This window comes from Anabaena subtropica FACHB-260, from assembly GCF_014697105.1.
GTDB classification, from domain to species: Bacteria; Cyanobacteriota; Cyanobacteriia; order Cyanobacteriales; family Nostocaceae; genus Trichormus; species Trichormus subtropicus.
Genome location: NZ_JACJRF010000059.1, coordinates 1 through 16297 on the forward strand (window position 1 = coordinate 1; position 16297 = coordinate 16297).

General features: G+C 38.7%; 14 protein-coding genes. 3 read left to right on the plus strand and 11 right to left on the minus strand.

The genetic code is table 11. The annotated features are described in order from the left end of the window. Positions 1-103: 103 nt before the first annotated feature. Both H6G18_RS22310 and H6G18_RS22315 read right to left on the minus strand, forming a co-directional pair. Complete coding sequence (locus tag H6G18_RS22310) at positions 104-1660, minus strand: sensor histidine kinase (RefSeq protein ID WP_190409286.1); 1557 nt, start codon at positions 1658-1660, stop codon at positions 104-106. 10 nt (positions 1661-1670) lie between these two features. After that, entirely contained in the window at positions 1671-2336 is a 666-nt protein-coding gene (locus H6G18_RS22315) for a response regulator transcription factor (protein WP_190409304.1), read from the minus strand. 463 nt (positions 2337-2799) lie between these two features. Between H6G18_RS22315 and H6G18_RS22320 the strand changes: the two genes are divergently transcribed. Together H6G18_RS22320 and H6G18_RS22325 are read left to right on the plus strand one after the other, a co-directional pair. Further along, complete coding sequence (locus H6G18_RS22320) at positions 2800-3294, plus strand: DUF427 domain-containing protein (protein WP_190409287.1); 495 nt, start codon at positions 2800-2802, stop codon at positions 3292-3294. Between the two features lie 95 nt (positions 3295-3389). Then, the gene (locus H6G18_RS22325) at positions 3390-4748 is read left to right on the plus strand and encodes a hypothetical protein (protein ID WP_190409288.1); all 1359 of its coding nucleotides are present in this window, start codon (positions 3390-3392) and stop codon (positions 4746-4748) included. On the opposite strand, the gene H6G18_RS22330 is transcribed toward H6G18_RS22325, so the two are convergent. From H6G18_RS22330 to H6G18_RS22340, 3 genes are read right to left on the minus strand one after another with little or no spacing between them, the layout of a single operon-like run. Beyond that, positions 4743-6287: a glycine betaine ABC transporter substrate-binding protein gene (locus tag H6G18_RS22330; RefSeq protein ID WP_190409289.1), complete on the minus strand. Its 1545-nt coding sequence runs from the start codon at positions 6285-6287 to the stop codon at positions 4743-4745. The two genes, H6G18_RS22325 and H6G18_RS22330, sit on opposite strands and share 6 nt — an antisense overlap. A 32-nt stretch (positions 6288-6319) precedes the next feature. Beyond that, on the minus strand, positions 6320-7051 hold the full coding sequence (locus H6G18_RS22335; RefSeq protein ID WP_190409305.1) for a TVP38/TMEM64 family protein: 732 nt from the start codon (positions 7049-7051) through the stop codon (positions 6320-6322). A 2-nt stretch (positions 7052-7053) separates the two neighbouring features. Continuing rightward, entirely contained in the window at positions 7054-7782 is a 729-nt protein-coding gene (locus H6G18_RS22340; protein ID WP_190409290.1) for a TVP38/TMEM64 family protein, read from the minus strand. A 301-nt stretch (positions 7783-8083) separates the two neighbouring features. Between H6G18_RS22340 and H6G18_RS22345 the strand changes: the two genes are divergently transcribed. Next, positions 8084-8473: a pentapeptide repeat-containing protein gene (locus H6G18_RS22345; protein ID WP_190409291.1), complete on the plus strand. Its 390-nt coding sequence runs from the start codon at positions 8084-8086 to the stop codon at positions 8471-8473. A gap of 17 nt (positions 8474-8490) precedes the next feature. On the opposite strand, the gene H6G18_RS22350 is transcribed toward H6G18_RS22345, so the two are convergent. The 6 genes from H6G18_RS22350 to H6G18_RS22375 all read right to left on the minus strand — a co-directional run bounded on the left by H6G18_RS22350 (position 8491) and on the right by H6G18_RS22375 (position 15618). After that, positions 8491-9360: a DUF5895 domain-containing protein gene (locus H6G18_RS22350; RefSeq protein WP_190409292.1), complete on the minus strand. Its 870-nt coding sequence runs from the start codon at positions 9358-9360 to the stop codon at positions 8491-8493. Positions 9361-9611: 251 nt separating this feature from the next. Then, entirely contained in the window at positions 9612-10298 is a 687-nt protein-coding gene (locus H6G18_RS22355) for a PHP domain-containing protein (protein WP_190409293.1), read from the minus strand. 609 nt (positions 10299-10907) lie between these two features. After that, positions 10908-11114, minus strand: coding sequence for a hypothetical protein (locus H6G18_RS22360; RefSeq protein WP_190409294.1), 207 nt, complete (start codon positions 11112-11114; stop codon positions 10908-10910). A gap of 197 nt (positions 11115-11311) precedes the next feature. Continuing rightward, the gene (locus H6G18_RS22365; protein WP_190409295.1) at positions 11312-11914 is read right to left on the minus strand and encodes a superoxide dismutase [Fe]; all 603 of its coding nucleotides are present in this window, start codon (positions 11912-11914) and stop codon (positions 11312-11314) included. 851 nt (positions 11915-12765) lie between these two features. Continuing rightward, entirely contained in the window at positions 12766-14370 is a 1605-nt protein-coding gene (locus tag H6G18_RS22370; protein WP_190409296.1) for a bifunctional pantoate--beta-alanine ligase/(d)CMP kinase, read from the minus strand. A gap of 138 nt (positions 14371-14508) precedes the next feature. After that, positions 14509-15618: a septal ring lytic transglycosylase RlpA family protein gene (locus H6G18_RS22375; RefSeq protein WP_190409297.1), complete on the minus strand. Its 1110-nt coding sequence runs from the start codon at positions 15616-15618 to the stop codon at positions 14509-14511. Positions 15619-16297 lie beyond the last annotated feature (679 nt).

The window sequence follows — 16297 nt, forward strand, 5'->3', positions numbered from 1 at the left end:
ACTCATTACTCATTACTCATTACTCATTACTCATTACTCATTACTCATTACTCATTACTCATTACTCATTACTCATTACTCATTACTCATTACTCATTACTCATTACATAATTAATTTTGTTTCTTGGGGTGGTTCCAAAGGTAAGACAATCGTGAATATGGCTCCTGTTCCTAGTTGACTTTCTAGAGTAACTTTTCCACCGTGGGCTTCTGCGATCGCTTCCACAATAGATAATCCTAACCCAGCACCTTCAGAACGACGGCGACTGTTGCTAGCACGAGCAAAACGTTGAAAAATCCTTTTTTGGTCAGCTTTTGCAATACCTTCTCCTGTGTCACGCACCCAAAAGCTAACTTTACCTTGGTGAATCATTGAACCAAGGGCAATTGTATCAGTATGATTTGTATGTTGAGTAGCATTTTGTGCCAAATTCATCATAGCCTGAGTTAGGCGCTGACGGTCTGCAACAATTTTACCTCTAGCAATGGCTTTGAGTTGCCAACTGCGATCGCCTAAAGCTTTAATTTTGGCAAATAATTCTTCCGTAAAACTGCGAACATCAACTGTTTCTAACTGCAAAAAATCAGGACGCTCCGCTTTTGCTAATAAAATTAAGTCATTGACTAAGCGATTCATCCTTTCTAGCTCATCCATTACCAATGCTAGAGTTTCTTCTACTTCCTGTGGGTCATCACCCATCAATTCCAGATGACCACGAATGATAGTAATAGGTGTTCGCAATTCATGTCCAGCATCGTTAATAAAATTTCGCTGACTGATGAAAGCCACTTGCAACCTATCCATCATTTCATTGAAAGTAGCGGCTAATTCTACAAGTTCCCCCTTACCATCGATACTGATACGTTGATTTAAATCTGTTTCGCTAATTTGACGAGCAGTTTGGGTGAGCAATCGTAGTGGTGCAAGAATCTTTCCCGATGCAAACCAAGCTAAAATTAAAGCTAAAAACAGGACAACTACACTCACTTGAATAATTACTGCTATAGCTTCTAAAACTTCTCCGCGTTCGCCAGCCGTAGCGTGAGCGATGACAAACACTCCCATCACTTCACCTTTAATTTTTACCGGTTTAGCCAGATAGACTATCGTATCAACACTACTACCAGGAATTACTCTTTCTCCTTGCTCTGGTTGGGTTAATCCTGCCCAATATTGAATTATTTTTGAATCTCTACTTAGTTCTTTGGGTCTGGCTCTAGGACTTGATTTATAAAATTTACCTTTCCATAACATAATTAGGAAAGTGTCATCTTCTGGAAGCTGATTTCCCAAAAAAGCATCTAAAAATTCTCTTAATTCTTCTCTGGTTTTTGGTGTTTTAATCAGGCGATTATCAGCTTCTCTTAATTGCTCAATAGCATCAGGTTCTTCATCAAATTCTATATCTTCAGGAAATTGAGTTTTTCCGCTAATCAATTGGTCGAAGATCATCATTTTTTCAGTTATTTGCTGATTCACACGACTATTAATCCGTGCATATAAAACTTGACGAAATGCCGGGACAAAAACTATAAAAATGAAGCCTAAAATTACGGCATACCAGAAAAGAATACGGGTACGTGTAGCCCAAAAAACGCCTTTGTTACCTTTGTAATCAGTTTTCTCTACTGATTTTTGATGGCTTTGATTTTTCGACATTGATCATTACTCAAGTTCGCAGACGATAACCCATACCTCGGACAGTTTCAATTAAGTCACAGCCTAATTTTTTTCGCAAATAACCAACATAAACATCAACAATATTCGAGCCTGGGTCATAATCATAACCCCATACTCTGTCTAACAATTGCTCACGACTCAAAACTTGTCCAGGATGACGAAAGAAAGTTTCTGCCAGAGTAAATTCCCGTGCTGGTAGTTCTACGGTGTTTTGACCTACTTTTACTTTACGCGATCGCAAGTCTAAAACGACATTCCCAACCTTGAGTACCATCTCTTCTATCGTTTGGCTACCACTTTGACGTAACCTCGCTTTCACCCGCACTAATAATTCTTCAAATCGGAAAGGCTTAGTTACATAGTCATCTGCACCCGCTTCAAACCCTGCAACTTTATCTTGAATATCATCGCGGGCAGTTAAAATAATTACTGGTAAATTCTCCCCTTGTCCCCGCAGCTCTTCCAATACATCCAAACCATCTTTACCAGGAAGTCCTAAATCTAAAATCATTAAGTCAAAACAGCTACTCAATGCCATATCAGTAGCAGCGTCAGCATCACTTGCTACAGCAGTGATAAACCCATGAGAACGTAATCCTTTCTCAATAAAAGCCGCTATGCGCGGTTCATCTTCAGCAATCAGAATGCGATTCATCCGATACAGCCCTCCTTCATTTATTCTTAAAATCAGACAAATGCAAACATAGGGGACTTCCAGATAAAAAAATACCCAAAATGTAGGGTGTGTCAGTGCCAAAACACCTAGCTGTACCAAGAAAATATTCATACTGACGCACCCTACTAACCGTCAATTTGGAATAATTTATTTTTTGGTGTTCCCTTAGATATGCCCAAGTACTTTCCATCTCTAATTATTACGTTTCTTATACTCTAGCCGTTAAAAAACACCAAAAACACATAAAAAACTAAAGCAGACCAGGAAAATATCTCATTTTAGGCATGAATCGGCAAGTATGAGGCTTTGAGATGGTAGGATTTTCCGAGATGAGTTAAATCTAACTTACATAACCAAAATAGTTTCTTTCGCTCTTCCCATAGGTGCGCCTCCGTTGGAAACTTACGTTAAATTAGACTTTAAATGAAACCAATTATTCACCATGAAACCAAATCCTATTCCCCCACAACCCGGTCAAGAATCAGTTTGGGATTATCCTCGTCCAGCTATTTTACAAGACACCAACAAATCACTGCGAGTTATTTTTAATGGCATTGTTTTAGCAGAAACCAACAGAGGTAAAAGAGTCTTAGAAACTAGCCATCCCCCCACTTATTACTTTCCGTCAGAAGACATTAAACTAGAACATCTGATCGAAACACCAAGAAAAGGCTTGTGTGAATGGAAAGGTCGATATGAATATTATGATGTCAGCGTCGGTGATAAGTATGTAAATTACGGTGTTTGGCGATATTTTGACCCCACTCCTGATTTTATATCGATTCAAGAATATTATGGTTTTGTTGCCAATTTAATGGATGCTTGCTATGTCAATGATGAGCTAGTAACACCCCAGCCAGGTGATTTTTATGGGGGATGGATTACAGCCGATATTGTCGGGCCATTTAAAGGTAGCCCAGGCACAATGGGGTGGTAATTTCCATTCAAATTTCCTAGATATATAAGTAACAGATTCAAAATTTAAATATTTGAATCTGTTGTCATATTTTTAATAATTATTATCAGAAAAATATGAAAATAGAAGTTATTAAAATAGATGATTTAACAATTCATGAACATCATCTAGATATTATTTATAGTGCCGATAGATTTAAATTTTCCACAAAAATTTTCTATCATGATTTATCTTTTTCGACACTTATAGAAAAGTATAATCAATCAGTTATTGAGCGCATTGCTGCTCATATTGCCCTCTTTGAAGGCATGAAATTATGTTCATTATTTCCGAAATACTATGATATTGCCAAAATTGCTAAAAATTTAGAAAAGCCTGTCTTAGATTTATTTATCCAAATATACCAAGGAGTATTTGGTCAACATTGGTATGAAAACAATGTTAAAGATTATCAGCAACCAGAAATTATTTATCCACAAGCTAGTTTAGGGGAAAGTCATCCTGTTGCTATATTAGAAAATACTTCTACCATCCTCGCTGGTTGTGGAGGTGGTAAAGACAGTATCTTAGCTATGAAGATGTTGGAAGAATCAGGCATTCCTTTTGCTTCAATGCAATATTCTCATAGTGTTTATGGTAAACCAGATGTGCAGCATAACTTAATTGCTGGAGTCTTGGCACACGTTAATCCAGTCAAAAGCCATAAAATATCTATCTACGATGATTTTATTGACTATTCCTTTCTCAAACTATATTTCCCAGAAAATTCCGGAATTACTGTACCAGAAACACCAGTTTCTATCTTTGAATCCTTATTTCTCATGCTAGATGGAGGCTACAGTTACTTATCTTTGGCGCATGAAAAAAGTGCCAATACTGGAAATTTATTTTGGCAAGAATTAGATAGAGAAATAAACCATCAATGGGGTAAAGGTTTTGTCGCCGAACAAATTCTAGACAACTTCATTCGGAAAAATCTTCTATCTAATTTCAAATATTTTAGTATCTTACAACCAATCTACGATTTTCGTATCTTTCGAAACTTTAGTAAATATCCTGAAGTCTTACCTAAAATTCATTCTTGTAATATTAAAAAGCCTTGGTGTAAAAAATGCCCTAAATGTGCTTATGTTTGGGTGGGTTTAATGGCTTTTTTCCCACCGGATATTGTCGATGCAGTTTTTGAAACAAATTTGTTTGATGATGAAGATTTATTTCCCATTTTTCGGGAAATGTTAGGTTTGTCTCAGCACACCCCCTTTGAATGTATTGGCGAAATCGATGAAAGCCGTTTAATGATGAAGAGGTGTTTTGAGAAAGGTTTATCGGGTCAATCCTTGGATATGTTTGCTCAAGAGATTTTATCAGATACTACAATTGATTGGCAAAAAATAGAGCAAAAATATAATTATGTTTATGAGCAAGAACACGCTATTCCTGATTGGTTATTTGAGCAGATAAAAGGACTATTATAATTTTGGTGATAGTTCAGGTTTAGACTTGATGAACTCATACACAACTTGTTCCACAGGGCGAGATTGATTATCTACTTGATAATTCATTTTTTGTATTTCTTCTGTGGAAATTACCCCAGCTAATTGACTGATAGCTGTTTTTAATTCTGGATATTTTTGTAAAGTGGCTTGATGAAACACAGGAATAGCTTCGTAGGGAGGAAAATATTGCTTATCATCTTCTAATATAACTAAATCCAAAACAGCAATTAACCCATCCGTAGAATTTGCAGCGATTAAATCTACTTTCTTTTCCGCTAAAGATTTATACATTAATCCTAACTCCATTTGTTGGGGAGGATTAGCAAACTTTAAGCCGTAAGTCTTAGCTAATCCTGGATATCCATCTTCTCTGGCAATAAATTCATAACCAAATCCGGCTCGCCATTGAGGCGTGTATTTAGCTGCTTCAGAAAGAGTTTTGATTTGCAACCTTTTAGCATCTTCACCCCGGATAATCATAGCGTATGTATTGTTAAATCCCAAAGGCCGCATGACTTCTAATTGAAATTTTTTGTCGTAATCTTGTTTAACTTGCTCATAAACAATTTTCGGGTTACTAATAGGTTTCTGTTCCAATATAGATGTAAAAGAAGTTCCAGTATATTCTATATAGCCAGCGATTTGCCCAGCTTTTACAGCTTGATGACAGATAAAAGTCCCCCCTAAATTTAAGCGGCGATCAACTCTTAATTTAGTATGAGATTCAATTTGCTGAGCTAGTAATTCTCCGAGAATAACTTGTTCGGTGAAATTTTTGGAACCAATAATAATTGTTGGCGGTGTTTGCCAATAAGTAAAGGCAATTAATCCTACGAGTAGTAAGGTTAATATGCCCAAAGAAAAACCTACTTTGCGATTAATTTTGCCATGTTTTTCTATTTGCTGTGGCAGATTTTTTTCTAACCATCCCAAGCCTAAGTCTGCACCTAAGGCAATGCCCGCCGCAGGTATTGCCCCAGCAAGAAGCAACTCATTGTTAACTGTAGAAATCCCTCGAAAAATAAAGACTCCTAACCCACCACCGCCAATTACCGATGCAATAGTGGCAATTCCCACAGAAATAACCGTTGCTACCCTAACTCCTGCTAAAATCACTCCTAACGCTAAGGGAATTTCTACCTGAAATAGCAATTGTCGCTCCTTCATCCCCATGCCTCGTCCTGCTTCTATAATTGCCGGATCTACACTCTTAATCCCGATATAAGTGTTGCGAATCAGGGGAAGCAAAGCATAAAGAGACAAGGCGACAATGGCAGGAATTTTGCTCACTCCTCCCAGAAATGGTATGGAAATGAGAAAGCCAAAGATAGCTAAACTGGGAATAGTTTGGATGGCGTTAGCTACACCGAGAATCAGTTGGGCTAGTTTCGCTTGGCGAGTGATGAGAATGCCTAAAGGAATACCGATGGCGATCGCCACCATCATAGCGATCGCCACTAACACTAAGTGTTCCCCAGTGCGGAGTAGAATTTCTGGGAAGTATCGGCTGAAAAACAAGATTATCTCCTTCAACTATACACAAATCTGTGTTATGAAATCTCTTCCTCTAATGCTTTTTGAGCAACACGAGTAACATACACTGTCACAGCCACCGTAGCGATAAAACCCACAATCCGAATTACCCATTGTACTGTCGGGTTACTTGGTTGTGACTCTGTACCAATCATCGCCAAATTGCCAGCCAAAGAACCAATATATACATACATAATAGTTCCGGGGAGCATCCCTACAGAACCGATAAAGTAGTCTTTAAGTGAAACTCCTGTAATCCCAAAGGCATAATTTAAAAGATTGAAAGGAAATATAGGAGATAGTCTAGTTAACAATACAATTTTTAAGCCTTCTCTGCCAACAGCGCGGTCAATAGCCGCAAACTTAGTGTTGTCGGCGATTTTTTTGGCAACCCAACCCCTGGCTAAATATCGTCCCACCAAAAAAGCAGCCGTAGCACCGAGAGTTGCACCGATAAAAACGTAAACAGAACCCCAAACTATGCCAAAAACAATACCAGCCCCCAAGGTGAGAATTGACCCTGGTAAAAAAGCAACTGTAGCAATAATATATAATGCTATAAAGGCAATCCCTCCCACCGTTCCCAATCCATCAATCCATTGCAACGCTTCCCGTAGAACAGCTTGGGGATTCAAATAACTGGTATTGGCTAATGCTGGTGCTGTATTACTGAAAAAGGCGATTCCTCCTACTAGCGATGTGAAGATAGCTAGTCTAAAAAACCGATTTCTCATTAGTTGATTTTTCATCATCACCTCCTACTTTCTACACTTTGAGCTAAAGCTTTTTGAGCAATTTTGGTGATATGCACAGTCACACTCACTGTTGCTATCAATCCCAACCCTTGCAACATCCATTGCCACATTTGAGTTTCTGGTGTGACGGCTTGATCAGTTGTATTAATCAACGCCAAATCACCAGCTAAAGAACCAATATAAACATACATGACAGTCCCCGGCACAATTCCCAATGAACCTAAAATATAGTCTTTCAAAGATATCTGCGTGACTCCAAAAGCATAATTTAATAAGTTAAAAGGAAAGACAGGAGAAAGCCGAGTCAACAGAACAATTTTCCATCCTTCTTTCGCCACAGCTTGATCAATAGCTTTAAATTTTGGATGTTTTTCCATCTGCTGCCCAACCCAATCCCGTGAGAGATAGCGTCCAATTAGAAAAGCTAAGGTTGCACCAACAGTTGCCGCTATTAATACATAAGCTGAACCCCAAAATACCCCAAATAAACAACCACCTTTCAAGGTTAATAGGGAACCTGGAATAAACAGCAAAGTTGCCAGGTTGTAAACAATCATGTAAGCGACAGGCCCTAAAACACCAAGACTTTGAACCCATAAAATTAACGATTGAAAAAGTGCCTGAATATTGAATTGTTGAGCCACAATTATCAGGACAGCAATTATCAAACCTATCAATAATAGTTTATGTTTGCTATTTAATCGAGGCTGATGCTTGGGAATCATGGGATTAACTTAATTTTTAGCGTTAATTTCTAGCAGTTAAGGGTAATGTTGATTAAAACAGCCAAAAAGTAAAATATTCCTGATATTTCTTTTGTTATCATTACCTCTTATCAGAATATGCTATTTACATGAGAAATAGCTGAAAGCAAAATAAGTCATAGTATTGACAAACTACATGAGGTACAAGAACCTCGCCATAGTACACATCTACGAGTAAGTTCAGGAATCAAATCGGATTACTATATGATGAACTTATGAGATTTAATAAAACCACCGACAAGAAAATCCGTGAGGCTGTTTTATGTCTGAAGTCAATTACCAACAGCCAATTAGTACAGTAGACACTCTCATTGAGATGTACACTGCTGGAAGGCGTGATTTTAGCCGCGCCGAATTGGGTAATGCTAATTTACAAGATGTGAACCTCAAAGGCTCTGACCTCAGCTATGCTGATTTAAGTACAGCTAACCTGAGAGGAGCCAATCTCAGAGGAACTGATTTAAGCTATGCCGATTTAAGTCAAGCTGATTTGCAAGACGCGGATCTGCGAGGCGCATTATTAATGTCTGCCAACTTGCGCCAAGCTAACCTCGAAGGCGCAAAGTTAGAAAAAGCTGATGGCGATCGCAACACTCATTTTCCTGAAAATTTTGATCTAGTGAAAGCAGGTTTGCAAATGAGAGAAGAATAACAATTTTTGGTAAATCCCTAATATGGCGGATAACCAAAATCATCCTCATCAGGATAAACGTAAGAACTAGAAACCCCAGCCATTGCCATTTTCGGTGTTTCTGTTCTTACAGGTTCCTTGCCAAAATCTTTGTAATCTTCAAAAGTCTTACAAATAATTGCAGACTCTGGTGCATCGGAAGCTATCAGGTAATTTGTCAAATTCCCCAACGAGGGATGTTCATAATCTACAGTCGAAGCCACTAAAACTGTATTTGGTTCAATTCCTCTTTCTTCACACTCAATAATTGGGCAAAAAATGCCGTGAGCATGGAACAATGGGCCTTTCGGCGTTATTGGCTGCTTGCGGTATAAAGCATAAGCTCTTTCAATTTCCGCAACAAATCCACTAACTACTTTACCTTGTTGAAATTCACAATAGGTTTTGCTAAAACTCGCTCCGGCTGCACCATTTAGGGTTAATTGTAGTGGCGAGTTATGTAAAAACTTTTTATTTTGATCGACTAGAAAAATTAAATACCGCGTAAAAGTTTTAAATTTCAGTTTATCTGCCAAAAAAGCATCATAATTCTCTTTGAGCGTCCCTAATTTGATGCCAGTTTCCCTGTCTTTCACAGACAAAGGCCCCCGCCGCACTATCACTATGCGAGGAGTAGCAGTAATAAAAACTGTTTCTATCCCAGAGCTAAATTCATGTTCTACCTGTTGCCAATTTTCATCAGGCTGAAAACCAACAGCTTGAGCATTATCTAACTTAACTGCTAAACCATGATGTTGGATACCATCTGTGCCATATCGAGGATTAATCATCTGACACCAGGGAATGACTTGAGAAGGGGGTGCATTAAATTTCTCGTCCTCAAAGTCGAACTTGGCAGATGCTTTCATCGTTTTAGGCTACAGAGTGTTTTGTTAAGGAAGTTTATCGGCATAGCGCCGACGGTGTGAAGTCAGTTATGGAAACTGGCTAATTGTTTTTCCAGATTAAGGCAGAATCAATCTATGTTGCAATCCCTGTTTTGTTTTTTAACAACAAATTTACTTTAGTCATTAGCCAACAGTCATTAGTTCTCTTCTCCCTCATAAATAATATCCCCTGGTTGGTTAAACCAGGAGTTTTATAAAAGGGAAAAGCATCTTTATAATCGTTGGAGTAGGCTTAAACCGTGAGTGTCAGTACCACAGGTATTGAAAAGTCCATACTCTTGGGCTAGATTTTGGATCTGCTCTGATTCAATCACGCTTGGCTTCCAAGGGTTGGGGTTGTTGTAGGCGTAGTATGTTTCTACACCATCAATACCGTATTCCACGGCCGCCGGAATTAAGTCAAAGTGCGATCGCCTGTAACGTGCTGGATGCGCCAGTACAGCTATTCCACCAGCTGCATGAATAGCATCAATTACGTTACCTGCTTGATATTCTTTATCTGTAGTCACCTTTCTTTGCAGATAGGGCTTCAAAATAGAATGTTCTGGCTGGAAACCATAGGCCAAAATGTGAACTTCTACATTCAACAAGTTGGCATTAATTTCTACGCCACTCCACAGGTGAGGAGTTGTTGCACCAGGATTATTCCATTGCCAATCCTCTAACCAAGCTTGTGCTGCTTCATACCCGCCTACAGTATGATGATCAGTGATTGCCAAGCCTTGTAGTCCGATGGCGATCGCCTGCTCCATCAATACACTTGGCTGTAATCTGCCATCCGAATAAACTGTGTGCATATGAAAGTTAAATAACTTCGGACAACTTTGAGCATCAATTGTCTGAAATACTTGCTTTAATAGTTCGCTGGAAGCAGATGTCCGAGCAAAATGTACTACCATAACCCCCTCTGAATAAAAATACTCGATTTTTCACAGACCAGCACACCACACTCATAAAAGAACAGCTTTTAGCGCTTTTGATTAGTGTTGACAGCTATTTTCTCCACTAAATCAGTAGAAATTTTTCAATATGTTAAGACTACGTTAGCAAATCTCAATGATTATGGTCATGAGTATTTCCAATTGCCTTCATAAGTAGCCGTCACAAATATTGCTTTATATTAAATTTATGTACTTAGGTAAATATTCAGGTAAATAATCGTTAAATAGCTTTTAGAGAGCGATCGCATCCTGTGAACCCATAATTATGATTTTAAGCTTGTATCAAAAGTCACCTAATCATAATAATCATTTGAATGAAGCGGAAACTAAAATATATTGTGATTGGTGAAATAGTGTTAGTATATCGTGACAAAAAAGTTACTAGATTTGTAATCAGTACTTTAATCCTCAAATATTTAAGCACTAAAATACTGACTACAAACACATTAACTTGTAAATTTTGCTATGACATAGTGCTACTACAAGGTGAAAAAAATTAAAATACTCTTTTTAATGCTTTAAAACCTCACAATCAGGACATTTTTATGTCCCTAGAGGCTTGACTAATCAAAAAACCTCACCTTCAATACCACGCCACCATTCGCCCAAGTTCATCAAATCTTCATGAATATCTGCTAACTCCTTCGCATAGATATCTTCTGGAATAATATCTCGGTGTTCTTGTAGTTTTTTCAAGCGTAGTTGCACCAATAGCCACGGTTTGGCAATGCTATTGGTTGATTCCATGTATTGTGCTAATTCTTTGCTATCCATATCCTTATGATGATTGCTTAACTACTTTTTAGGATAAAGGACGAAAGTACAGAAATGCCATGACACGTCTCTGACTATTGACTATTTACTAGAGAGCAAAACAGCCACGATTTAGTCGTGACTGCTTGTTCCACTGGGAAATCAATCGATTATTTTTGTTTGAAAGATTTAGCAAAAGCCATTATCTGACTAAACAATTAAGCTTTGGCATAATTTGCAGCAGCAAAGTCCCAATTAACCAATTGATCTAAATAGTTCTTGATAAATGCTGGACGAGCATTTTTGAAGTCGATGTAATAGGCGTGTTCCCAAACATCAAGGGTTAAGAGCGCTTTTTGTCCATAAGCAAGAGGATTCTCGGCGTTGGGAGTTTTAATGACTTTGAGTGTACCGCCATCATCAATTAACCAAGCCCATCCGCTACCGAACTGAGTTGCAGCCGCGTTAGAAAATTCTTCTTTGAATTTGTCGAAGCTACCAAAGTCCTTGTCAATCTTGGCTGCGAGTTCACCTGTAGGTGCGCCACCACCTGCTGGTTTTAAAGAATTCCAGAAGAAGGTGTGGTTCCATACTTGAGCAGCGTTGTTAAAGATTCCTGCTTTGGAGGAATCTTTAAAGGAAGTTTGGATTACTTGCTCTAAGGATTTATCAGCTAGTTCTGTACCGTCGGTGAGCTTGTTCAGGTTATCTACGTAGGCTTTGTGATGTTTGCCATAGTGATACTCAAAGGTCTCGCCTTTCATGCCATACTGCTCTAGAGCATTAAAGTCGTAGGGTAGTGGTTCCTGTACAAATGCCATTTTGTGAAGTCCTCTCTTTACCAGTTTCCATTTAAAAGCTATTGCAGCAGCCTGGGAAATTGCAGGTTTTGTGCTTAGTAGTTTTATATCCTTAATGCTGGGATATAAAACTTAACATCGTCATTCTACTACCAAAGTGAAGATTCAGACAAAGTAGTTTTTTAATAAGTCAAAATATGGTTAGTCAATGTCTATAAATAAAAACAACTAATACTTTTGATATAAACGTTAATAAAAATCTCTATGGATGAAGATTATTGATGAATAACATAGGATTTTTTAACTCTCGTGTTTGTCACTTATATAGATGGACTAACAAATATTTATTTTCCTAAGTATCTCATTAGCAGTGAGCAATTGAAGATGATATTGTTGTAAGCTAGAAATATTTAATTAGTGAAATCAAAACTCTAAATCTCTCAGATGTTTAAATAAGTTTGTCTGAGTTTTAAGCTTTTCTAGCACTTGCCTATCATTTATCATGGAATCCAGTAATTTTCTTTTTACAAATTATTTATCCATGTCTTAATGTCAAGTACTTCTATCTTTAGAAATATTATTTGAGTGCTTTTAAATCTCTCTAAAGTGAGATGTTCTTTTAGAAAGATTTTACGATATTCACTACTACAATTGATTTATTTTAAATATAGCGGATTGCGAAGTCTTTTTGTAGCATATTTCAGATTAGATATGAAAAACACCCACCGCCTTGTGGGTGGATATTTTGTCAATAGTCTTCATGCACATCTGACGGCTGACAAAGAGCAACACCGTAAAAAATAAGGAGTAAGTTTTACATCACTCACCCCCTAATATCTTTGAAATCTAGAACTAACAAAAGTTTGCGGTTATTACCATTGAGACAATCGTTGCTGATAGTAGTCAACAATTTGTGAGGCAACATCTGATACGCTTAGTCCATCTGTTTGCAGTTCAATTGCATCTGCTGCTTTCTTGAGAGGGGAAACTTTACGAGTGCTATCTTTCCAATCACGTTCGGCGATGTCTTTTTCTAGCTGTTCTAGATTCACCTCTGGTTGACCTTGTTTTTTAAAGTCTTGTTGGCGACGGCGAGCGCGTTCACCCACTGAGGCGGTTAAAAAGATTTTCACTTCAGCGTCAGGAAATACATGAGTACCAATATCTCTACCTTCTGCTACCAGTCCACCGCGTTTACCCCAACTTTGCTGTTGTTTAACAAGAGCCTGACGTACAGCACCTTGAGCCGCGATCGCTGATACTTGAGATGTAACTTCAATGGTGCGAATAGCCTGAGTCACATCTGTATCATCAATCCACACACGAACTGGAGATTGTAAATCTTGGCTGGGAGTCAGTTCTATTTTACACTGGTTAGCTAATTCAGCGATCGCACACTCATCATCAATGGCAATACTCTGTTGTAGCACTAACCAAGTGACAGCACGATACATAGCTCCTGTATCTAAATACACTAGACCTAGCTTAGTTGCCACTTGACGAGCCACGGTGGATTTTCCCGCACCTGCTGGCCCATCAATAGCGATGATAGGTTGGCGATCGCGCAAGATGGTATTGTCAATCAAACGTGTAGAACCAAGACGAGCAGCGATCGCCAGCATTCCTTCCTCCTGAATTTTATCTAATGGCATTAACGTAGTCGGTTCAACCAATTCAATATATTCCACTAAAACACTACTAACCTTAGCTACTTCCTGCTGTACCACCTCTCGCAACCTACTGCTATAGCGAACACCTGCCTTAAATGCAGTCTCAGCTTGCTGCAAGCTGCGATACAATACTGCTGCTTGCTGTTTTTCTTGGGCAGTTAAGTACTGATTACGAGAGCTACAGGCTAAACCCGATGCTTCTCGCAAAGTTGGACAAGCAACAATTTCCACAGGTATATTTAGATCAGTCACCAGCCGTTTAATCACAGCCAACTGCTGACCATCTTTTTGACCGAAATAAGCTCGATCAGGTTGTACCAAGTTCAAAAGCTTGGTAACGATCGTCGCCACACCCTGAAAGTGACCTAACCGAGAACGACCACACAAGCCTGATATCATAGCAGATGGAGGGATTACTTGTGTAACCTGAGATTCTTGTATATTTTTCTGCGGTATTCCCATTTCTTCCGGAGAAGGTGCAAAAATCGCATCAACTCCAGCTTGTTCGCACAATTGTCTGTCTTGTTCTAAACTGCGGGGATACCTTCCATAATCCTCATTAGGTCCAAATTGCAGAGGATTGATAAATATACTCACAATCACAGTAGAATTTTCGTGCCGCGCCCGTTCAATTAAGCTCAAATGGCCTTGATGTAAACTACCCATTGTCGGCACTAAACCAACTGCCGTCTGATACCAACTAGTCATACCATCCAATATCTGTTCTTCTGATATGGTCAGATGACTCTCCCAGCGACGTTTATTTAAAAAGCAGCGTAAAGCTGCAACTGTTGTCAACAGGCGCACAAAAAATCCCCTAGTTCTTCATTGAACCTCTTCCCCGTTAGTTTATATCTGAAATAGGGGTAAGAGATGAGTGAACTAGAGGAATTGGCAATTTTAGATTTTGGATTATGTTTCAATCCAAAACTTAATACTTAACCCTTATCTTCCCAAGACTTCGATTCTTACTGGTGCCAGTCCACTGCCGATCATTCCCAGGGTACGCGCTGCACCTGTGGATAAATCAATAACTCGACCCCTGATAAATGGCCCGCGATCATTTATTCGTACCACAACAGAACGACCATTACGGACATTAGTGACACGAACTTTTGTGCCGAAGGGTAAGCTACGGTGGGCCGCAGTCATAGCTTCTGGATTAAATCTTTCACCGGTCGCTGTAGGTCTACCAGCAAACCCACGTCCGTAAAAGGAAGCTATCCCTTGGAAACTGAGTCTGATATTGCTGGCAATTCGTTGCGGTATGCTTGCTATTGGATTTGGCGATGACTTTGGTGAGGGTGCTGGTAAATTAGCAATTTTTTTGAGAGGCGAAGCATTCCCTATAAGTCTCCGCAGACGGTTAGTAGCTTGCAACGCATCATTAGCAAGATTATTGGTGGAGTCTGCTAGTCGTGTGTTCTGATTAATTTCCACCAACTCTCGATTATTGACTTTGATGGTGTAGCGGTCTGACTTTTGTTGGCTGGAGGAATTTTTGTTTTGAGATTGAGCCGCAACTAATGATGGGTCTTCTCCCTTCCAACTGACGGTAATTGTATCGGCTTTTACATTATCCCTGATTAGTTGGTTGATTCGTGCTGCTACTAAACTAGCTTTTTTAACTGGATCATCATTCGACGAACGATTCTTGATTCTGGCATCTGCTAAATTCCCAACACTTGCCACCTTCACTGAGTTCTCAGTATTAAGGGCGTAAGATCGCACACCCTCGGCATCTCCAATTGCACCTATTTTTGTCTCCACACTGGCAACTGGGCTAGAACTCACAAATGTCAGAACTGGAATTTTCCGAATAAATAGGGTTGCCGCCTTACGACCTCCGATGTTGTGAGGATGAATGCTCGTAATCACAGCATCCGAGGTTGTTTTCCCTTCTGAAGATTGAAACTCTCCTACTTTGACTACATCACTAGCTAGAATTTGATCAGCTGGTGCTGTGGTTTTAGTAGTTTGAGTCCGACCGACTGCGGGTGTACCCAAAACAGTTACAGAGAGGGCGACAATAGTCCACAAATGTCTTTGATTCATGCGTCCGATTTTAAAGCGACTGTAGAACAGCAGTTTTGTTAACTCATAAGAATTTGCTTCACTTTTAGTGGCAACTCCTAAAAATGCAAACTCGTTCCGCTTTCACTTTTCTTGTTGATAACTGCATCAGACTAACACGAACTTCTAGCCTTGGGGATCAGGGTTTTATCGTAGGGATTGGCGTTTTTAACCAATTTGATTTCTGATCACAAGGGTGAAACCTTGTTCAAATGCGGATTTTGCCTATGTAGCGTTTTTTCCAATCTACCAAGGTTTTCTTAACAAAACTTAACAATTTCCTGATAGAAAATTACCTATCAAGCCCCTAAAAATAGCCGCATTTTCGCCAGCAAGGCTTGTATTTTTTATTACCTATAATTTTTTCTGATGTTTATTATAGTAATCAATTATAATACAAAAAACTAATGTTAGAATTACTGAATTCAATTTAGTTTATATTTTCTTTATATTAGCTTATACCTAATATATGTCAATGCTTACAGAGAAAAATTTTTGAGGGACAGATATTAATAAGTATTTATCCTCATTTATTCTTTATGATACATAAATATGTAATACTACTCTCAGATTAGTAAAAAAACGTGATGCTAGTGACAATTAACGACAGTAAAGCTAAGTAAAAAAAACTGCCTACTTTTGTAGCTAATTTATTTTTTAG